Annotated in this window: 14 protein-coding genes and 1 pseudogene; 1 reads left to right on the forward strand and 14 read right to left on the reverse strand. The window is 32.6% G+C overall.

Translation table 11 applies throughout. From position 1 onward, the window contains the following. From MWH25_RS06630 to MWH25_RS06670, 9 genes are all read right to left on the reverse strand, one after another. Window positions 1-1911: an aldehyde ferredoxin oxidoreductase family protein gene (locus MWH25_RS06630; protein ID WP_248626864.1), complete on the reverse strand. Its 1911-nt coding sequence runs from the start codon at window positions 1909-1911 to the stop codon at window positions 1-3. 313 nt (window positions 1912-2224) lie between these two features. Next, the gene (locus tag MWH25_RS06635) at window positions 2225-3067 is read right to left on the reverse strand and encodes a creatininase family protein (protein WP_248626865.1); all 843 of its coding nucleotides are present in this window, start codon (window positions 3065-3067) and stop codon (window positions 2225-2227) included. A 239-nt stretch (window positions 3068-3306) separates the two neighbouring features. After that, window positions 3307-4185, reverse strand: coding sequence for a 5-deoxy-glucuronate isomerase (locus MWH25_RS06640; protein WP_248626866.1), 879 nt, complete (start codon window positions 4183-4185; stop codon window positions 3307-3309). Between the two features lie 62 nt (window positions 4186-4247). Next, complete coding sequence (locus tag MWH25_RS06645) at window positions 4248-5417, reverse strand: uroporphyrinogen decarboxylase family protein (RefSeq protein ID WP_248626867.1); 1170 nt, start codon at window positions 5415-5417, stop codon at window positions 4248-4250. 32 nt (window positions 5418-5449) lie between these two features. Next, a complete protein-coding gene (locus MWH25_RS06650; RefSeq protein WP_248626868.1) occupies window positions 5450-6412 on the reverse strand; it encodes a hydroxyacid dehydrogenase in 963 nt (320 codons plus the stop codon). 36 nt (window positions 6413-6448) lie between these two features. Then, on the reverse strand, window positions 6449-7219 hold the full coding sequence (locus tag MWH25_RS06655) for an HpcH/HpaI aldolase family protein (RefSeq protein WP_248626869.1): 771 nt from the start codon (window positions 7217-7219) through the stop codon (window positions 6449-6451). Window positions 7220-7309: 90 nt separating this feature from the next. After that, on the reverse strand, window positions 7310-7699 hold the full coding sequence (locus tag MWH25_RS06660; protein WP_248626870.1) for a cupin domain-containing protein: 390 nt from the start codon (window positions 7697-7699) through the stop codon (window positions 7310-7312). A 307-nt stretch (window positions 7700-8006) separates the two neighbouring features. After that, window positions 8007-9677, reverse strand: coding sequence for a sodium:solute symporter family protein (locus MWH25_RS06665; RefSeq protein ID WP_248626871.1), 1671 nt, complete (start codon window positions 9675-9677; stop codon window positions 8007-8009). Then, a complete protein-coding gene (locus tag MWH25_RS06670) occupies window positions 9674-9898 on the reverse strand; it encodes a hypothetical protein (protein ID WP_248626872.1) in 225 nt (74 codons plus the stop codon). Before MWH25_RS06670 ends, MWH25_RS06665 begins: the two co-directional genes overlap by 4 nt. An 877-nt stretch (window positions 9899-10775) precedes the next feature. Between MWH25_RS06670 and MWH25_RS06675 the strand changes: the two are divergent. Beyond that, window positions 10776-11060, forward strand: a pseudogene (locus MWH25_RS06675) (IS3 family transposase); the annotation flags it as partial. A 465-nt stretch (window positions 11061-11525) separates the two neighbouring features. On the opposite strand, the gene pglZ reads toward MWH25_RS06675, so the two are convergent. From pglZ to MWH25_RS06700, 5 genes are all read right to left on the reverse strand, one after another. Next, on the reverse strand, window positions 11526-14063 hold the full coding sequence (gene pglZ / locus MWH25_RS06680) for a BREX-1 system phosphatase PglZ type A (RefSeq protein ID WP_248626873.1): 2538 nt from the start codon (window positions 14061-14063) through the stop codon (window positions 11526-11528). 65 nt (window positions 14064-14128) lie between these two features. Beyond that, window positions 14129-17590: a BREX-1 system adenine-specific DNA-methyltransferase PglX gene (gene pglX, locus MWH25_RS06685; protein ID WP_248626874.1), complete on the reverse strand. Its 3462-nt coding sequence runs from the start codon at window positions 17588-17590 to the stop codon at window positions 14129-14131. A 110-nt stretch (window positions 17591-17700) separates the two neighbouring features. Then, on the reverse strand, window positions 17701-21306 hold the full coding sequence (brxC, locus tag MWH25_RS06690) for a BREX system P-loop protein BrxC (protein WP_248626875.1): 3606 nt from the start codon (window positions 21304-21306) through the stop codon (window positions 17701-17703). A 492-nt stretch (window positions 21307-21798) separates the two neighbouring features. Next, on the reverse strand, window positions 21799-22377 hold the full coding sequence (locus tag MWH25_RS06695) for a DUF1788 domain-containing protein (RefSeq protein ID WP_248626876.1): 579 nt from the start codon (window positions 22375-22377) through the stop codon (window positions 21799-21801). A 38-nt stretch (window positions 22378-22415) separates the two neighbouring features. Next, complete coding sequence (locus MWH25_RS06700; protein WP_248626877.1) at window positions 22416-23006, reverse strand: DUF1819 family protein; 591 nt, start codon at window positions 23004-23006, stop codon at window positions 22416-22418. Window positions 23007-23382: the final 376 nt, after the last annotated feature.

Below are 23382 nucleotides of genomic sequence, written 5' to 3' on the forward strand. Positions count from 1 at the left end.
TTAAGTCCAAGGTAAGCCTTCTAAGTAATCACCTAGATCTGCAATAATCCCTAACTCATTAACTTTTGCTCTCAACGGTCGACCCTCTAAATCCCAACCTACCATTTGATAGTACTCTTCTATTGCGTCATTAAACTCTTCTTGCTCCAATTCATTTTTACCATCTAATGGACCACCTTTAATCTTATTAAAGAAATGGGTCGGTAATTTATCATCCTCTTTAGAAAAACCTTCCCGAATATTAAACAATCGCATTAAATTGGCTGTTCTTTCACCAACCTTTAATAACTCCCATAAGCTTGTATTCCAACCTGTAACTGATCTAATCAACTCTAAATATTTATCTGTTGGTAAGATACCTCGAGCTACAACTCCAAAGACACATGTTCCTAAGCAGTCATATAATAAAGTTAATAAATTTGTATAGTAGAAGAACCGAACCTTATCTACACTTAAATCAATAGCAGGAATCGGTTCTAAAATTCCTAAAGTCTTTAATAAATCCATGCCCATTGCCTCTTTATCTGTAAAGAATGGATCATGCTGTGCTACCCAGTGGTCTGCCCCATGGCTTGATAAAGCAAATTGCAGACCCAAACCTGTCTTAACTCGTGGATCATGCATCGGTAACTCCTGCTTTTTGACCGTCCGTAAGTACTCTTTTGATTCCTCACCTATCTCCTCTGCTAATCGCTCTGATCCTAGAGCCAACTTAGCTCCAAAACCTTCTTTTTTAGCTGTCTGTTCAATTAACGATAATAATATATCTTGATTACCAAATTCAAGCTCTAAACCCTCTGTATCTTCTTTAGTAATCAAACCTTCTTGATAGCAATGGATAGCAAAAGAAAGTGTCATCCCAAAGGAAATAGTATCAATTGTATATTTATTACATAACTCATTTGCTTTAGCAATCAATTTAATATCATCAATCCCACAATTCGAACCTAAAGCAGCCAATGTTTCATACTCAGGACCACCATAATCTGGATCAACTGTAAAGTCATCACCCTCAACTTCCACTACCCGCTTACAGCGAATAGGACAGCCATAACAGCCACCTCGTTTAATTAAAATCTCCTCTAAAGCATCAGAACCTATCTTATCAGCATCTTCAAAATAATTCTCTTGCCAGTTGTTTGTCGGTAAAGCTCCACCAGCATTAACACTAGTTATTCCACCAGCCGTACCAGTTTTATGCAATAATGAAGTCAAAGGATGCTCCATTACATTTTGCCCGACCCACTTCATTATATCTTTAACATTTTCCTCATCAGCACAGTTTGTCTTCTTCTTTCCTTTGACCACAACAGCCTTCAAGTTCTTAGAACCCATCACTGCTCCCATACCATTACGACCATTAAAGTGGGCCAAATCATTACAGATATTAGCATACATAACCTGATTTTCTCCACCAGGGCCAATCTGCATTACTCGAGTATTGCCACCAAATCGATCTTGTAACTCTTCTTCAACCTCTTTAGTAGCTTGCCCCCATAAATCTTCTGCACTCTCTAAAGAAACTTCTCCTCCATCAATCAATATAAAAGTAGGCTCTGCAGCCTTTCCTTTAATTACTAGACCATCATATCCAGTAGCCTTAAATCTTGGCCCCCACCAACCACCTGCTTCTGACTTGCCAAAGGTATCTGTCAGTGGTGATTTAGCCGAAACTGTATAACGCATTACTGTTGGCCCAGGAGCACCAGTTAAGACTGAATTAGTAATAATCAAAGCATTATCTGGTCCTAATGGATCTGCACCTGCAGGAATTTCTTGTAATGCATAATAAGCTGCAATGCCAGGGCCTCCTAAATATTTGCGATAAAACTTTTCTTCCTTCTCTTCTACTATTATCTCTTCAGTAGTCAAATTTATCTTCAATATCTTTCCATGATATCCATAAGACATATCTAATTTTCCTCCTTACTCTCTACTAAATTTATACTTCAAGGTTCATTATCTGTTGAGTACGCTCAAAGATATCCAAGCCTTATAAATTTATTCCAAGCGGTAGCATAAACCCAATAATATCAACAAACAACTCTGTTTGAGTAATTTTGCTATTCTCTACACAGTTAAACTCTGCATATCTTAAATTCTGAATTTTTCCTGTAGACTTACACTCATCTATCCAGAATGAAAATATCCCATGCTCATGACAATAAAACTTTATAGCTAAGTTAACTTAGCTATAAAGTTTTTACTATAACCCTTCCCTAAATTAAATCGTTTCTACCTCTTCTCCTGCTGGATACTTTTCTTTAATATGCTTAACAAGCTTGATAGTTCGTTCTACAATATAATCAGTATACTCTTCACCTTTTTCTTTACTGGCTAAACTTGGCTTTCCTACTACTCCAATCAATTCCCCATCTTCTGTTTTAAGATCCTTATACTCTGGAGCACTCACTGTACCAGAATCAAAACGAAGTGGTGTAGAAACACCATAATCTGTACAACCAGAAACAAACTCTCCATCAACAAGCGAAGTAGCTCCCATATCTACAGCTTTACTCATATCGACATACTCAGGGAAATTATGCAATGCTAGTGAAGTTTCTGCTTCATCAGCATGCCAAAATGGAGTTTCAAAAATATCTTTATGAATATCTCGAACCATACTCTGAAACATAACTGATAAAACATAATAACCTTCTCTACCTAATTCCTGAACAGTATAATTAGTGACGAAAGCTTGCCCATGACCAAAGAATAAAATAAACTTTTTAAATCCAGCTTTAGCAGCACCTCGTACTACATCTTTGATCAATTTGTTTAATGTGTCATTCTCCAAAGGAATAGTCCCTGGAAACTCCCAATGATGATGAGGATGAGCTCCATACCAAGGAGTCGGCAATAACATAGCACCTGTCTCCTCAGCTACCTTTTCTAACATTGGGAATAATTGCAAAGTGTCATGCCCTGTTGGTAAGTGATGTCCATGCTGCTCAATCGAACCTAGCGGTAAAATAGCTATGTCACACTCTTTAGCATGCTCTTCAATCTCATTAAAACTTTTATGTTGCCACCAATATGATTCTTTCTTTCCTGTTTTTTTAGTCATGATTAACACTCCTTATTTAATTTATAGTGCTCTCAGCTAAATTTAAACCTATCACTACAAGATAACTAAGTTTCTCTGCACTCCCGTCTTAGTGTACAATTTACAATGTACAATTTACAATTGAGTTCAAAATCATAAAACCACAAACACTTAAACCATCAATAATTGCAAAGCATCCTAAGACTAAATACTCAGTCTTCCAATATTTCCTTTTAGCTGAGAGTACTCATTTATTTTAATTATTCAGCCTTTCCTACCATTACATCAGTCAAATTCTTTCCGACACTATCTTCAAATAAAGTTTCTGCATCTGATAACCATTGAAAACGAGGATCAAAAGTTAATTTGTAAACCTTCTTCTTACCAGCAAGTCCCCATAATAAGTAATAACGACAACCAGGTACTGCTTGAGATGTATGATATCCTTTAGGGATTGCTACTGCAAGATCATTACTATCAATTAAATAGCTTTCATCCCAACCTGCTTCATAGTCATAGCTATGATGATAAGCAAAAGCCCCATGTGCTCCATGCAATTTGAAAGAAAAAATCTCTTCCAATGGATATTCACTTTCACTTTTAGTATCATGCTTATGAGCTGGAAATCCAATCCAACCACCAGGATTAGAGATAGATTCTCCAACAATCAATTTTTGTGTTACTGATGATTCAGGGCCATAAATAAGCCTTACTTTTCTACGCCAATTAAGGGCTCCACTCGTCTTTTCAGTAATATCTTTAGGTTCAATAAAATGAGCTGACCCTCCTTGTTGACAAGGAGCAGAATAAACTAATGCTTCCATCCCTTGCTCTGTTTTCAACTTTATCTTGCTTTGAGGAGGGAGATAAATAGCTGTCGGAAGCCCAGCAAAGACATTACTCCTTACTCCATTTATATGATCAAAACCAGAACCATCTTGACATTCAACAGTAGCTGTAAAATCACCACTTTGTAATACTATAACTATTTCTTCTCCTGTTATCTCACGTTCTAAGCTATTTCCTGCTTTTAAGAAAATACGATCAAAACCTAAATATTTTAATTGTGAGTTATCAGAATTAATAACACTTTCATATCCTTCTTCTTGACTAAACTGATATAAATTATTATCACTCATAAATTTCACCACCTTTTACACTTTTGATAAGAATACCATTATTCTGAAATTTTCAATTTGAACTAACCTTGATAAGCTAAGCAAGCATATTCATATAAAGCATCATAAAATGCTACTATATTTTCCGGTGGAACATCCTTTTGAATATTGTGGATTGAAGCTAAGACTAGCCCTCCTCCAGCAGCTAAATGATCAACCCTCTTTTTGACCTCTTGTCTAATCTCTTCTGGAGTTCCTTCTGCTAATACACCTTGACCACCACAAGTCCCACCCCAAAAACTTAATTGATCACCAAATTCTTGTTTAAGACGAGCAGTATCATCCATTCCTGCAGCAGAAACTTGAACTGGATTCAATGCATCAACATCTAAATCTATTAAGTCAGGTAAAAAGTCATTAATCGCTCCATCACAATGATAGACGACTTTAACATCAGCTCTTGATTTAATAAAAGAAATTACCTCTTTTTGAGCTGGTTTAATATATTTTCGATACATTTCTGGATTCATTAAAGGTGCTTCTTGAGTCCCCAAATCATCGGATAAAACAACCACTTGGATATAATCTCCAATTTCATCAAGAACTAACTCCCACCACCCTAAATGAAATTGAACCATTTTATCGATTAAGGCTGTAACAATTTCGGGATCAGTAATCATCTTTATCAAGAAATCCTGGTATCCTAAAAACCAAGAAGCCGGTACATAAATTCCTCCACCTAAGGGGCCACTTAATACTAGAGCATAGTCTGTCTCTTCATAAATCTTTTTAGCTTCAGCTTTTAAATCTTCTACCCTACTTGGATCTTTAGGATCAGGCCAGGGATAATTATCAATATCTTCTAATGTACAATCTTTTAGCGGTGGTTCAACCGGATCATAATAAAGACCTGATGTCTGCCATTTAATACCGAATTCATCCTTGTACCACTTCTTCCCATTCTCATCCTGTTGTAACTTCAACTCCCAATCAGCTGGGCCAATTGGATGGAGAGGGTAACAATCTGATTTAAACCTCTCTCTAATTCTTTCATCTACTATTACAGATTGAGAATTAAAATATGCTATTTCTACCTCATCAGACTCATAACCTAAATATTCCATTAGATTTACATAAGCATCTCTGTGAAGTGTAGTTAGATTATAGATACCTCCAATATCTATTGGAACCCTATCTGTTTCTTCATGATTTAATGCTTTTATAACCCTCTCTCGAGAAGTAAGTTCAGACATTTTAAAACCTCCTGTTATATAGTCTCTCGATATTAATTATTTTTTATAACTTCTGGGTTAACTAAGTATTCAGGTTTTTTGCCATTAAGACAATCAACTACTCCCTGAGCAGCATGAGTAGCCATTTTAATCTTTGATTCTTCTGTTAATGCTGCATTATGGGGAGAACAAATTACATTATCTAATTTAAATAATGGATTATCAGATGCAGGTGGATTATTAGTATAGACATCTAACGCAGCACCTTTAATCTCTCCACTCTGCAGTGCTTGATACAAAGCTTTTTCATCAACAATGGCTCCGCGGGCAGCATTAATAAAGAAGGAACTTTCTTTCATCTTAGAAAAAGAATTCTGATCGATCATACCTTCTGTCTCCTCAGTTAAAGGTAGATGTAATGAAATAATATCTGCTCTAGAATAAATCGCTTCTAAAGTATCAATCAACTCAATTCCTGCCTCTTCAGCTTCGACTGGATCGGCATAAGGATCATAGGCAATAACTTTTAGATCAAGTGCCTGTAGCATTTTAGCCAAAATAAGAGCAATTCGACCCATACCGATAACCCCGACTGTTTTACCCTTAAGTTCAGTACCAATTATCTTATCTCGAGAGTAAAATCGACCTTGCCTTACTTCAGTATCCATTACTACCAAGTTCTTAGCTACAGCAAGAATCATCGTTAACGTATGTTCAGCTACAGAATAAATATTAGAGTAGGGAGCATTAACCACCATTACTCCCCTTTCAGTTGCTGTCTCAAGATCAATATTATCGACACCAACACCATGCTTAGCGATTACTTCCAATTGCGGAGCAGTTCTAATTACTTCTTCAGGAATTTCAGCCTTACGAATAATAATCCCATGGCAGTCAGCAGCTTCTTTAACTAAAGTTTCCGGCTTATAATCAGAAGCCAAGACTACTTCCGCTATTTCTTCTAAAATCTTAACTCCTGCTTTATGAATTGGCTCAGTTAATAAAACCTTTTTCATCTTATAATCTCCTTCCACTAACCAAATGCCTCATTATTAGTCTTCTTTCATCTCTGCAACAAAATCTCGCGCTTTTGAACCGAGCATACCATGGTCGGTACCAATCATCACGTAATTTACTCCTTTTGCTATCAATTCTTTAGCCTTAGCTGGATTAGGTGCTACCATTCCTACGTCTTTACCAGCTGCTAATACCTTTTCAATAATAGAATCTATACTCTCTAATAATTTAGGGTGATCTCCTTGACCAATAATCCCTAATGATTGCGATAAATCCATTGGCCCAATAAAGATCACATCCAATTCATCTTCAAGTAAAATCTGATCTAAGTTATTCATGGAAGTTTCAGTTTCACAGTGACAGATAACTAATGTCTGTTCGTTAGCTTCTTTAACAAATTCTTGCTTATTCATAGTTCCATATCCAGCTGAACGATTACCAGGAGAAAAACCACGTTGGCCCTTAGGAGCATATTTAGCACTTCGGATTACCTCTTCAACACCTTCTTTGGTATCTACATTTGGCACCTGTACTCCTAATGCTCCAGCATCTAATGCCTGTAATATTTCTATAAAGCTATTCTCTCTCACCCTAATAATTGGTGTTATTTCTGTAACTTCAGCAGCTCGAATCATATTTACCATCGTCTCTTTATCTCTCGATATATGTTCATTATCTGCTACAAAAAAATCAAATCCGGCTAATCCTAAAATCTCTACTGATGCTGGTTCATTCATCTTAACAAATGTACCTATGACAGGTTTACCATCTTTTATTTTCTTCTTTACTTTATTTTGCCTAATCACAATAGCCCTCCTATTAACTTTTTTAATTTTCAAATGTTAAAGACTACTATTTTTTCTCTGTCATTTTGTCTATAACATAGAGCATACTTTCTATTTTTGTACATCTATTGATTCCTTGAACTTTCCTGTTGCCTCAATAGCTGGAGTATAAACACAGAATAATTTTAAACTTTCATCGCCTGTGTTACGTATGTTATGTTCTACATCTTTGGGAGCAAAAATTAATGAATCAGGTTCAACTTCTTCAACAATCTCCTCACCATCTTCAATTGTTATAGACTCACCATAACCTGTAGCTACATACATATACTCATCTGCTTCATGAGTATGTAATCCTGTTGAAGAGTTACGTTCAATAATCGAGATTAAGATTGTATGATCATCACAATTTCCCAATTCTGGACACATCAATGTTTTAAGAATTCGATTATTAGGTTCTGGAACCCTTACCCCTGGTACATCTTTAACTTTAATTACCATTTTTTCACCATCTCCTCTTTTTGAAATTTAAACGTTTTCTAAAAATGTTTTCAGAAAACGTTTTTAGATTACTTAAACAATATCATATATTATCAATATTGTCAATATTTTATTTATATAGAGCTTTCTTTTTTTAATACAGTTAACTAAATGTTTAAATTAATCAAAAAATTAAAAACAACAATAAGCTACCATTCCTTCTCATAATCTAACTAAAATTTACATTTCTTTTTCTAACAACCCTTAATCCCAAGTTTGCTGAACTATCTCTTTTAAATATCTCAATATATAACTTTTCATTTATAACTTAAGCTTCTACTGACATCTCATCTATAGTATCACTAATTTCATCATTATTTAAATCTCTCATAACTTTACCTTTAATGAAGAAATCCTTAAATATATGATCATATTTCTTTAAATAATCAGAATAATATTTCTCTGCTGTTAATTTTGATACAACAATAAATACTATACTATTAAGAGCTAAAGCAGGAAACCCAGGCATAATTCCACCAAAAGGCTTAAATCCTATATTGTGGAAGATGAAATATGAAACTAAACCTACAATTATACTAGCATAAGCACCTTGAGAGGTTGATTTTTTCCAGAATAGACCACCCAATACTAAAGGAGCCAACTGCATTATACCTTCTCCTGCATAAGCTACCATTACTAACATCATTGGCAATCTTCTGGTCCCTAAAGCGAAAGCTGTAAATGATAAAACTACGGCACATATCCTTGTAATCCTAACTTCTTTTTTTGCATTTACAGTTACACGCTCTTTAATACTTTCTCTATCCTTAGATGAGCCTATACATTTCTTATCATTCCTTATTCTTCTAAAACCTGTAATAATATCATTCGAGATCACCCCGGATAAACCCATTATCGTACTATCTACAGTTCCTAAAGTAGCCGCAAACATGAAAGTAGTTACAAGTCCAAAAAACACACTACTACCTGTTAATTGCGCCATTTCAAGTAATGCAGTCTCCGAATCTGCAAACTGTTCAAACCCTAATCCTGAAACTCCCACAAGTCCTATACCTGCTAAAGATATAAGAATAAAAACCATATTCCACAAACCTGAAAAACAAGTTGCAATAGCTGATTTTCTTACTTCTCTTAAACTTTTACCCAAACATATGCTCATATAATTTGATGGATATAACATCAAAGTAAGCAAAACCAAGAATATATAACTTATATAAACTTGCCATCCAACTTCACCTGATGATGGAACAGTAAGAGCTTGAGGAGCAGTTTCATGAAGCACATTAAACATATAAAATATGTTAGCGTCATAAAATCTAATTATCAAGAAAATCATTGCAGTTATAGAACCAAATAACATAACTAATGCTGAAAAACTATCTACTGAAGCAACAGATTTGATTCCACCAGTAGTAACATAAGTCACTATTAAAATCATTCCTATAAACGAACCAACTGTTTGAGAAATTGCTCCACCAGATATCAAATTAAATATAAATCCTAAGGTTAGCATTTCAAGTATAAGCCATATTAAATTAAATGAAACAAGTACCGCTGAAATTATAACCTTGATTTTTTTACTCTGATATCTTAATTCCATTAAATCTGCTAAAGTTGATATTCTATATTTTTTAGCTAGTGGCCATACTTTTTCACCTAAAAAGTAAAATGCAATACCAGCTCCTACACAAGCAGCTATATAAAACATTCCTCCTGCTAATCCATACTCAACAACAAACCCAACTTTCCCAGTAAAAGTTGATCCAGAATAAAATGTAACTAATATCAAAAGTGCTACAATAAAACCGGGCATTGTTTTGCTTGCTGTATAATATTCTTCAAATGTAACTTCAACATCTCTATTTTTTTCAGCGACAATCGACTTAATCGAAAGGTATGCCACTGTAACAATATATATCCCCATCATAACAAAAGGAATTCCTGAAAGACCACCAGAAACCAAAGATGTATCAATCATTTTTTCTCATCCCCTTTATTTTCGTATTTTTCATCTAATACAAATAACACTACCAAAAGACATGTCAGTGCTACCCCAAAAAATAAATTCCAAAGGATAAACATAGGCACCCCAAATAATAATATAGGTTGATTAGCTAAATTATAAAAAGGTGGACACATCATAATAAAACACAGAAGCATCAACACACCAATAATTTTTCTATAATTATTTTTATTCATTATTTCCCCCCTAATTTACTATTTAATGCTCTCAGCTAAATTAAAGCCTGTCATTACAATACTTCGCAGATAACTAAATTTCTCTGCACCCCCGTCTTAATGTACAATTTACAATTGATAGTTAAAATTCAAAATCACACATTCAAAACACTAAACTCATCAATATTTACAAAGTATCCTACGACTAAATGTTTTGTCTTCCAATATTTTCTTCTAGCTGAGAGTACTCAAATTCACATTTTTCATAACTCTAACCTCCTTTCTGGCTAATCCTAAAACCTCTATTGATACTTGATTATTCACCTTAATAAATATTCCAATAACAGAAATCCACCTTTTAACCTCCGCTTGACCTTATTTTCTCTAATCAAAATATTACCCAATCATCAACTTGTTTTTGAATCTAAATTGATCCTTTAAACCCTCCCCCTTATCTTCCTAAAAATTAAATATATTCTGAATTTTTTATGGAAATGTTTTCAGAAAGCGTTTTTATTTAATTAAATAATACCATTTTATACTTTGTTTGTCAAGTGATTTTTTACAATTTTTTCAACAAACCATTACAAAATTAATCTTCATTAACTCCTAAACCACTCTATATTATATTTACCGATATTCAAATTAATAACCTAAGTTAGATATTTAAACTATTAAACTTGAAGCTATAAAATCACTTTCTCATTCTAAAAACGTTTTCTATTTGATTTGTATAATGTTAAAACTTTTAAATTCATCAAATATTTTTATGTTTTTTAAAGAATATGTTTAAAATAATTAGATAGGTTATAATTAATTATACAATTTTTCCTCGGACATGACATAATAAAACAATATAAATTAAATCGGGGGAAATATTATGTCCAAACGTTATAATGATGAATTTAAAAATAAATTAATAGATCAAATTTTAAACACCTTCGCTATTGAACGATTTTTAAGTGAAAAAGTTTGTCCTTATGATAATGCAGTAGCAGAAGCAGCTTTTAAAGTAGTTAAAACTGAGTTTGCATTTAATAAAAAATTTAATAGCTTTGAAGAATTGGAATATGGGTTCTTTGATTATGTCAACTTGTATAATAACCACAGGATTCATGGTTCACTTGATTATCTTACACCTGTTGAATATAGGAATTTAATGTTCGAGAAAAAATGGTCTTAAAAAGTGTTGACAATCCACTATTGGACTAAAAAGTGAGCTAAAAAGATTTTTCAAATCTGGTATAGCACCTATAATCTTAGGCTTTATAGTATCTTTGAGTATTGTAATAGTCTCTATTATGATCCAGTTCTTAATTGGTCAAATATAATGAGATAAATTTAAAAAACACTTGATTTATCAGAAACAATGCCCCCTTTATAAAAACTATAAGATTAAAGTACCCCTGAGGGGTACTTTAATCTTATAGTATCATTCTGAAATTTTATTAATTTTTGCTAGATATAGTTAATTGTTCTTGTTATAAAAGCTCTTATCGATCTTATTTAAAACAGCTATTGATTCTACTTGTTGATAGATATATTGGTATTAAGAATTTCCTTTAAGATACAGAATTGAAAGAGGCTATAATCCTGAGCTTCATCCATTACAACATTATTTACCTTTTATAGATTAATCTATTTTTCTCTACAACAAATCAATTTCAAATTTAATCTCTTCATAAACTTCTTCAGTCTCTTCATCTATTATGACCAAGTAATAATCTTTATCCCGTCTATAATCTCTATTTCTTAAAGTAAACTTTTCCTTAAAAGTTCTCTCTTCTGGTTTATCTGAAGTACTATCTGCTATAATAATATTCTCATTAGATATCTTAGCCCCTGATTCATCTTCAAAGTATAGATACAATCTTCTAGCTACTCTCTTTTCTACTATCTTTTCAGCCTGGAAAAACTCAAGAAAGAAGACGTTATTAGTAATTTTACGAGTAATACTTGTTAATTTAACTTCAACCTTATCTACCTCATTTTCACTATTTTCACTTCTATCATTTCTAAACTTAATTACTGGAATGACAACCTCTTGTAATGAAGCCCCTCCATGAACATAATTCTGTCCAGCTCCTTGCTTCTTAAAGCGATTAACACCTCTAGGTACTATCGCATTTAAGCTATTATCTTCTCCAAAGATATAATCTAAATTAATACTCAAAGTTCCTTCTAAATCAACCTCTTCTCCACTAAGAAGCACTCTCCTTTTTGATGCAAAGATATTATCCTTGACTCTAGCAGTCTTATCACTTGCTTCTAAATCACTTCTGCGATAAATAAATCCATGATCCGCAGTAATATAAATATGGACTGCACTCAGAGCATATTTAAAAGTTCTAACTAACTCATCTAACTGTTTAAAAGTCCTCTCTACTGCTCTAAAGGTCTCCTGTTCAGTAGCTGGGTTATCACCTTTAGCATCAATCTCATTATGATAAATATAGACTAGTTTAGTCCCTTTAACCTCTTCACGAAGTTCACTTCTGCTCATATCAACTATATCTTGATATCTTAAAGCAATAGATTCGGCTACATTATTAGCTAAAATCTTCTTTCTATTCTCTAAACCTTTAGAGCTGATTCCATCTACGAATATATCACCATTATCTTTAATAGTAATTTCTTTATTAGGCAATAGACTGACCATACCTAACTTAGTAGTAGAAGGAAGACTACCCTGCATAGCAAATAAATCAGTACTTCCCTTTAATTGATTATTAATCTGTGCTCTAAACTCTGCTGCTGCTTCATATCGTAACGCATCAGAAATAATTACAAAGACTCGCTCTCCTTTATCTTGGACAGTTTCTGCTATAAACTCTTGATAAAAGTCCTGCTGTTGACTAACACCTGAAAGTTCCCATGAATCACTAATCTCTTCTATACTATTAGACCACTTAATAGATAACTCGTGCAAATACCAATTAGTATATAAATTCTCAACTTCAGTCCTTAACTCTTTTAATAACTCTTTATCATTAGCTTTATCATAAGCAAAATAGAACTTACGATAAGCCTTATCGAATTGATGATACTCTTCAACATATTTATTAAAAAATTTATCTGCTTTTTCTTGAGTAATCAACTTATTCTTTTCTTTAGCTAGCTTAAATAATTCAACTGCCCAATAAAGAGCTTCATAGATCTCTTTAAACTCCTGATACCAGTGCTTAGTTCTTCGTAGTGAGATAATTTTTTGATAACGAGTAAAATCTTCAACACCACTTAATAGATTATCGGCAATTTGATTAATAATTGCTCTATCAAAACCTTTGAGAGTTTCACACTCTAAATAATACTCTAACTCCCAATCACCAAGGTAGCCTGTTAAATTGAGCCTTCTCTCAATCTCAATAGCTATTTCATCATAATCTTGGCTATCTTTTGTATGATTCATCCATTGATCTAAAAAGACTATACAATTATTCTCCTTAAAAGATAGGTAAGATTGCCACTTCTGAGGTAAAGAAGTTGCTAAATTATGTTCTAAATTACTTACAATAAATAAAATCATCAACTCTTCTAAATCTCTATCCTCGCTAATATATCCATACTTATCAGCGATTAACTCCCAAAACTTATCCTGATCACCAAACTTATTAATCCGCTCTAAATACTTATTATCATTATTAAATAAAGAATCCATCAATATCTTTCGGATAGCCTTCTCTAAACTCGGGGCTCTCAATCCAGCTAAGGCAGAAACAATTGCCATATCTAACTTTCTTTCATCATAATCTTCAATATTATAACGCTGTAATCTATTATATCTCCGCTGATTATTAAAGAACTTCTTATACCTTTTAAAGACTGGTCGTAAGGAACGATCCTCTACTCCAAAATCTTTCATAATAATTGTTATCTTATCTGCTATAAAATCTTCTCCATACTCTACTATATCTAATAACCAATTCTCTTGGGGAACAGGTCTAGAGTTACTAGAATAGATTAAATAATTAGAATCTCTATCTTCCACTTCTAATTGATATTTAGTAGCAAAATTATTATCACCTGTCAACTTCCAAAGCTTAGCATTAGGCAATTCTAAGCGATCTATTTCTTCACTAAAATCACCCTCTGTATCATACCAAAAGATTATCTGACGCTGTTGGCCCTGAGATAAAGATTGATTAAACCTTTCTACTAATACTTCTCTAACTTGCTCTAAATTCATAATAAAAATCACTCCACTATTTAATATTATCTTAAAGAAGGCATGGTTACCATGCCTTCTTAGAATTACATATTAGCTAACACATCTTCAAACTTAGGATAATTCTCTTTAACTCCATCATCTAAATCTATCTCTATCTGCTGATTGGCCACATGGTTCAGCTTTTCATCATACTCAACCAATTCAGCTAAATCCTTCTCTATCTTATTTAATTTTTTCTTAGCTTTTCTCTTTTCTGTACTCGACATATCAGATCCAATAACTCTGTCTAACCTCTGCTTTTGAGCTTCTAGCTTCTTTTGTAATTCATGTAGATAATCAATTCTAATTTTAGAGACCGTTCCAGGATCATAACGGTGCAGATAGATTAAAGCATTAAAAGCTTTACCCCAGCTATCTGACTGGAATAGCCAATAAATTGGTCGTTTATTATATCGCTGTGTATGATCTTTATAAAATCTAGACTTCGTCAAAAAGTACTTTCTAATTCTATCGCGTGCATTACTACTTCGGCCAGGTAGAGCATCTGCAATAAACTTTAAGTTTTCTTCTAGATTCTCTTCGCCAAAGGTTACTTTTAAAAACTCAATAAAGCGAACAACTATATCATCTTCAAAGTATTCATCTTTGCAAATCGGGATAATCCCTGCCTCGTTAGGTTTAAAGAGTTGATATTTACTCTCATCAAACTCACCGCCAGCATAGACCAGTCCTTCTTGATCTAAGGAATAACGCCCCATCATACAACCGACTGCATAAGAGATAAAGGATTTAATATCTCTTTCCGTATCTGCTTTTCTGACTGTAACATCTTTTCGATCCACCTCAGGAGTTAGTTCATCCTCTAAACCATAAATCTCAATGAAGATTTGATTTAACTTCTCTTCGTTCTCTTTGAGTTGATAAAATCTTTTTTCAGCTACTTTGTTCCAATTGTTGAATGATTTTTGAATAATTGTTGAATTTTCCTTGTATTCTAGTAGTAAGTGGCGTTTAAAGTCCCAAGAAGTTTCAAAGGAGTCCCAGTCTTTTTTTGCAATTTCTATATTTTGTCCAACCAACTGATTTATTCTTTCTAATTGTTCACTTGAGTAATTTGAAATAACAGGAATGTTTGCAATAACTCCCACACTAAAATTCAAAGTAGGATTTAATATTTTTAAAATTTCGTCTACTAATTTAGTATTTAATAAACCTGCATAAAACAAGTAATCATTATCTTTGCAAAATAGAGAGTGTGACCCTACATCAAACAACATACCTTCTGGGAAACACCTTGCTGCAAAATTAGAAGAACTAATTAGTGACCAAGTAATACCTTTATTAAAATAATAATCTTCATTCCTAATAACTGATTTATTAAATTTTTTTATTTCTTTCCCCTCGTTTTCCCAATTAATTAAATAATCATTATTACCATACCATCTTCTAAATGTTCCGCCTTTATTATAAGGAAACCATTTCAAATCACTTTCTTTAGCCATCTTTTTATTCATAACAAAAGCTATATCTCCAAATTCAACTTCAGTCCATAACCGCAAAAATTTATTATTATTAGAAGTTGATAAACCTTGTTTTAAATCAGCTAGTTCCCCCAAAGAATCACCTTTCTCAAAAACACTAATTAAGTTATCACTTATCCAATATGCTATTGGCGATCCAGGAATCTTAGAGGATTTTTCTGAATTGAAAATATAATGATTAACTTTAGTTAGATATTTTTCTTTCTTCTCAATGGAACTATTATAATCTACCAATCTAAAATAACTACCATTATACTTTTTAATCAAGCAATTCTTAACAATAAAAGAAGTAGCTTGAACAACTTCTCCTCCAATTTCTTTAAAAGCTTTTGAACCTAAATGAACCATTGAATTAATTGTAGTTTCATTAATAATTTTATCCCTTAAAATCTCATAGCTAGATAAAAACATCCATGAATGCATAGTTATCATACCAATATAGCCATTATTCTCATTATAAGCAATACATCTTTCCATAAATACAGCAAATAAATCTCTTTTACTACTTTTAAAATTATTCCTTACATATTTCTTCAACTTAGAATTCATATTTCTACTACCCATATAAGGTGGATTAGTAACTACAATGTCATACTGTTGACTCATTATCTTAGCTTGTTTAATTAACTTCTGTAACCTATCTTCAATCTTTGTATAAGATAATCCTAACTTATCCTTTAATATCTCCATCTCTTCTTGGATAGCCTCTTCATCAATTGGCTCAATATCTAAAATAGAACCATAATCTTTAGCATCTTCAAAAACATCTATCAAATAAGCAATATTCTCTGCTCCACTCTCTTTAATCATCTTTTTCTCAAACTCACCTATACTATTACTCTCTTGAATTGCACAAATATTTAACTGGATTGGATTTCTAAAGATTCTTCTATTCTTCTCTCTTGCTTTCATCATCACTGCAAAATAAGCTAATTGACCTGCTCGATCATCTATATCTAAACCATATAAGTTATTCTCAAGAATTAATTTTGGAATCTCACTCTTCATATAACCTACTGATTGATAAATCTCGTACAACACATCAAAGGCATAAACTAAGATATGACCACTACCACAAGCAGGATCTAATACCTTAATCTCTTCTGGTCTAATATCTCTATCCCTAATCTCTTCTAATTCTTCCTCAACCTCTGGCTCCTGCTCCACTTCTTCTAAGTAATATTCCCAACTTTCCTCTAAGTCCTGATTCGGATTTGATTCTAACCATAGTTTTCCTAAAGAGTTCTCTACCATATACTTAACAATCCATTTAGGCGTAAATAACTGAGTAGCTGCTGGTATTTCTTCTTTACTGATCTTCTTCTTACTAGCAAAGACCTCATCCTTCTTCTCTGAAATATAAAATTGGTACAACCACCCAATAATCTCTACTCCTTCTAACCAATCATCTTCCTCTATCTCTGTTACTAAGTCTTTAATTATTGAACCTTCAGTTAATAAGTTGTCAGGTAATAATATCTCTGTATAATCATTTATCTTTTGAAAGATAAAAGGCATAATCTCGTGTAATGAATTACACTGTTGAATCAAGAGATACTTATATAAACCTTTGCGATTCCCCTCATCTTGATATTGATAGACCTTCTCTCGATCAATATTTAAGGGAAGATTCAAAACTTCTTGAAGAATATCTGGATCAGCTTCAGATCCATCAACTGATGACAAGACTCTAACACCCGTAGGTAGATACTCATTAACTTCCATATATCTTAAAGCTACTAAACGATTAAACCACGTATAAGCTACCTCTTCCATCACCTGTTCGTAATCCTTCTCTTCTATCTCCTTAATCAACTCTTCTCGCTGCTGTTTCTCCTCTTGATTAAGATAAATCTCATTAATCCTAATCGAATCACTACTCTCTATCTCAGGTTCAACTATTTTATCCTCTTCAATTCCTATCTTAAAAGCCTGCTGCTTAACCTGACTGAACAACTTCTTTCTTGCTTCAACCGCAAAATTCTTAATTCCAGTCTTGTCCATTTATTTATCCCCCTTTATCAATTCACGGTTCACAATTCACGATCATAAATTAAACTCTTTAAGATCTTGAAACTTAATTGTACATTGTTAATTATCAATTATAAATTGCTCTATATAAGTCTGATCCGTTTATCTTCATCAATATGCTTTTGCAAATTCTCTCTAATATTATCTACTAATTGCTCCACATCCTCTTCAGATTCTAAAACATTGATACCTCGTGAAATATCCCTTAAATTAACGCTAACTGTTTCGCGTATCTTGTAATCTTTTTCTGGTTTTGCAACTTTATCTCTTTCTTCACCTTTGCTATCAACATCATCTACTGAAATAGTCTTTTCTTTTTCTTCTTGTTCTTTCCTTAATCTTTTTACTTCCCTATCTATTCTAGCAAAATAATTTTGCTCAAAACGTTCTGCTTTTGTCTTAATAGAAAAGATCTCAGTAAAGTTATTAACCTCATCTAATTTATTTAATAGTTGATTGCAATCCTGCTTAACTTTATCCTCTAATTTATCTAGCAAATTATACTCTTCTAATTCTGCTATAACTCTCTTTTGAGATTCGTTAATCTTCTCTGCAATCGGTTCAGATTCTTTGGCTAATAACTCTAACAATCTATTATGAAATTTATCTCTTAAATCAGGAATCAAATGAATTTTACCATAAGGTTCATCAGAAGTTAATATCTCTTTTAATTCTTCGATTAGTTCAGTAGCTTCTTGATCATTAATTGAATCTTTATCCTTCTGATAAATTCTAAGTGTCCGCAATGCTGCGTCATAATGTTTCTTTTGAGTTTCAAAGAAGTTTTTAACCCTAGCTACTTCTTCTTCATAATCTAATAATTCATCCTCTTTTTCAGCTAATTCATTATAAAATTCAAATGCATCTTGAATGTCGCTAATATCTTTTAATAACCTGCTATAACCCTTCAATACGTTCTCTCCAGGATAAACTTCACATTCATCTTTTGAAAAACCTTTGTAGTTATCAAGTAGAGCCTCTTTAATATAATTTTGCTCATTAAAGGCTAACCTTTGAAATTCATCCATTAACCCATCTTCATCAGCGGGAAGATTTGAATTCCTAAATAGATCACGGGCCAACATCTTAGCTCCATTAATCAACCTTTGCTCTACCTGTCTTCTCTTATTAACTATTAACTTCTCTTTATATCTAGCCTTAGTTAAATAATTGACCAGTCTTCTATGATTATCATCTATAATTTCACCATTATAGACTAATTTTATCTCTTGCTCTTTTAACAAATCAACTACTATCGCAGCTATATCAAGCTCTTTCCAACCTTGGGGGGTAGAATTGAATTTATCAACTAAATCTTTCATAGTTACTTTACGGTTCCGAGCATTCTGATTTTCAATATATCTTCTAATTTCATCAATTGCTAACTGATTAGGACGTTCATTACTCAAATTAACTTTAATATTCTCTTCCTTTAACCTCTCAGCTAACTCGCTTTCGCTCTTAGTAAACTCTTCTATATAATTAAGCTTACTATAAATACTATTAATCAACATCTCAAAACTTCTATTAATTCTTTCCACTGGATCATTAGATTTAATTTCAAGTTTTTCTCCGATTACATAAATTTCAGCTTGACCTAAATCTTCTTCTAACAATTTTTTTATTCTTTTTTGTCGTTCATGCACCTCTCTATTTCTCTTATTTAAAATATCTTGTACAACTTCATTTTTAGCTGTCCCGCTCTTCTTCTTTATGTAACTACTAATCTTTAAAGCCATCTCTACTTCTTCTATTAACTCACTCTCTTTAGGGAGCTTAATTATAATCTTATTTTCAGTTCCAGATTTAAGCTTCAACTCTTCAGCACTTGCATCGACATAGTTAGAATAAGGAGTTAAAATCTGTACTCCTATCTCCTCTTGTTGTCGACCTCTAGCTTGATCATCAATTAATTTATTAAAAGCAAAATTGTATTCACTTGAATAGCTATACTTCCTATCAGAATAAATGCTTTCAAAAGCAATTTCACTAATCTTTTTAACTACTCTACTAGGATCAATACTAGTACTCTTAATCTCTCGATTAATATCCTGTTCTTCATTAGTTAAAAACATATATTCAGGGCCATTTTTTTGAATTAACGCTTCTCTAGATAACTTAGCTAAAGAATCTTCAATCTTCTCCTTTAAGGCTAATTTATCTTCATTAATATCGCTAATCATCAATGTCGTTATATTTTCGACATTAGCTGGTACTTCATCAATATAACGAATCATAAATAAGACCTTTAATATTTCCACATCTTGTTCTTCTAACCTTGAGTTTTGTTCAGCTTTCTTAATAACTCTGCTTACCGTTGAGTCTAAAAAAGATTCAATCGAATTATAAAAGGTAGAAAAGGGAACTAATTTATTTAAATCATTCCCGGCATAAACTTGAGCAGACTCTTGAAAAGCACTCAACAAAGAACGTTCACCCTCTGATAAATGTTTACCTGTAGCTCCATGTAACCTTACCTCTTCAAATACCTTCTGTAATAGATCAAATTGATAAGGGATAAAAGGATAAACTTGAGCAAAATCATCTGCCCCTTGATAACTCTTCATCTCCCCTGTATCACTTGAGAAGGTAATTAAATTCTTTAAAACAGCTTCTTGATCATTATATAAAATCTTTAATGTCTCTTTAGCAGTATCAGCCTTTAGTAAAATCCGCTTCTTAATTACTTCATCTACATTAGCACTTGATAGACTCAATCGAGTATCAAATCTACCCTGAATTTTAGAAAAGTCACTCCCCTTAACCTCAGTAATAGAATCCATATCCTGCTGGGAAGTTACTAATACCCAAGCTTTACCTCCACAATAAGTACCTAAATCTTCAACAACAGTCTGTAAGTTCAACATTAATTGTGTATCATCACCAATATACTGACCAATCTCATCTACTAAAAATATTAAATGATGATCTCCACCTTGCTCTTCAATATACTCATTTATCTGCTGAGCAAATCTTTCTACACTCAAACTATAATTATCTTCTGCACTATCATACCATTTTCTGGCTGTCTCTTCACTCATTCGAGTAGTTTTAGCCAATGTTTGAATTACAGCTTCAGCTTCAAAATAGAGATCATTTCTACGCTCTTCCCATTTACCTCCAGCTATCCTTTCAAATTCAGCTTTGAAATCTTGATAAGTTCCATCCTTAACCATACTCCTCTCCAATTCAGCCAACCAAGGAATACTACTACAAAAGCCTTGCATCTCATTAAAGACTTTCATAAATACTGTAACAATCGCATCTTTCTGTGATTTACTATCTGAATCACTTTTAGAATCTATGTTGAATAAGATTACATCTGTAGATACTTCTCCTGCATCTTCCATTAACCTTAAAGTCTCTTCATCTATCGTCTTATCTTCAAAGAAATCAACTGCTTTCTTTCCATCTACCATTTTATTCTCTAATAAATAAGATAAGATCTTGATAAAATGAGACTTACCAGAACCAAAGAAACCAGAGACCCAAACCCCCATCTTATCTGTTAAGTCACCAATTCCTTTTTGATATGACTTATAAAACCCCTCAAAATGCTCTGCTAATTCATTGGTTACAACATACTCCTCTAATTCTTGTTTTATATTCTCTTCATCATCCTGACCTACCTTAATAACTCCCTTTATATCGCGATGAATATCTTTATAGAACATCTCTTCTATCCTCATAATACCCTCCCTCTCTATTAAATAATGCTCTCAGCTAAATTAAAACCTGTTATTACAATGCTTCTCGGATAACTGAATTTCTCTGCACCCCGTCTTAGTGTGCAATTTACAATGTACAATTAACAGTGGATATAGTTTTTATGGATACGGTTTTTGATATGGTCTTTATGTTTTTCACGAACAGTCCTGGTTTCTAGGACTGGTATGGTGATTTTCACGAAAGGGTTGATAAACCCTGTAGGGTTTTCACGAAGGGTCTTATTTTTTTAAGACCCGTAGGAAATTCAAAATCATAAAACCACAAACCCTTAGACAATCAATGTTTGCAAGGCATCCTACGACTAAATATTTTGTCTTCCAATATTCTCTTTTAGCTGAGAGTATTCTTAAATTCACAATTTATAATACACGATTAAAAATCAAGACCATAAAGATCTTGAACTTGAATTTGACCTATAATTGTAAATTGTAAATTATAAACTGTAAATTGCTTTACTCCACAAGTCTGAAGGCCCGATAATAATTATCATCTTTAATCTTATTAAATAAAATCAATGAAGAGCCATCATACTTACCGGGAAAGAACATCACTACTGGTATAGTATCTAACACAGGATGTAAATTATTAAGTATAGTATGAGAGCGAATTATTGGCCAAGCTTTTCCTACACCAGTTAAAAATACAATATTATTATCTTCAGTATTTTCTTTAATCTGCTTAATTACTAAGTTATTTTTCCCAGGCAGACGCAAAGACCTCTTAATTGCCTTTAAGACTCGCTCACTACCTTGACTCTCTTCCATCTTCATTGTCTTGTCTAAATAGCCCTTATCCTCTAAAATATCTAACATAACCTGATATAAGTCAAACTCAACTATATCTGGATATGAATTATTGTTATTCATTTTATCTTTAACAAACTGAATATAATCTCTAACTAACATTTCATCTTCAGGATCATAATCAAAGACATAATATCCAATTTCATTTCCTAACCCTCTACCTTCCATAAAACTATCTTCTTTTATTCGTGGTAATATCTGATCTAATCTTTCATTTATATTAACCATGTTGGCCCTCCTTAATTATCATCATTTCATACTATATCTTAATACAACATCACTTTAAGATACTTTTCATCGCCAATATCTTTTAAATGCTCCGCTACTCCTAAATTAATAATTGGCTTAACAATTCTTCTTTCATCCTGATCACTGATAAAACCAGCCTCAAATAAGATTCTAATAATTGTTTGTTTTAACTTATAGTAAGTATACTCCTTCCAGCTAGCTACCTTTTCACTTTGTTCACTCTTTTTTTGAAAGAATATGCTGAAATTTTTATCAGTTAAGTATGGTTCTTTGATCAGATAATTCTCTCTATATACTTCCCACATAAATTCAAAAAATAGACAATCCGTCTTTAAGATGGTATATAATGTTATCTGTTTACTGGTTTCAATACTTCCAATTACTAGTTGCTGAAGTAAATATTCATCTAATACTTCAAGTCTCTTAATCATAGCATTCGCAATTCTTTTTCTTCTAGCCACTGTATCAAACTGAAATATATTATCTTCTACTGCTTTAGCCTTAATTTCTTTTGAATTCAATTTCTGTTTTTCAAATTTAAGCTTAGCAACTTTCTTTAATTCTAAATATAAAAAATCAGTGTATTTAATGCTTGTACTATACGACATATTAACTCACTTCCTTATTAATTGATTAAAACAATTGCTTCATCTATTATTAAAAAAATTGTCCTTTTAAGAACTTACTTCTTAGTTCCAGAAGGAATCGGTATTTCATTGGATTATTTCCCCAAGATTATCTTATGCTAATTTAATCTTTCTATACCTTTATTAAAACCCCTCCTGCAAATCAATATAAATAAGTCTACATTAATTATTGCTAATAAAATTGATTGCAAACACTATTAAAACCCTGATTAATTTCTAACTTCTTAGCCTCTTCCCCTTAACCATAAATAATATCTTCTTTAATTAATAGAGATAGGTAAGCCTTTGGTGTTATCTCTGGCTTTTCCCCCTCCTCACACCGTACGTGAGACTCTCA

The organism is Natroniella acetigena (assembly GCF_023227745.1).
GTDB classification, from domain to species: domain Bacteria; phylum Bacillota; class Halanaerobiia; order Halobacteroidales; family Halobacteroidaceae; genus Natroniella; species Natroniella acetigena.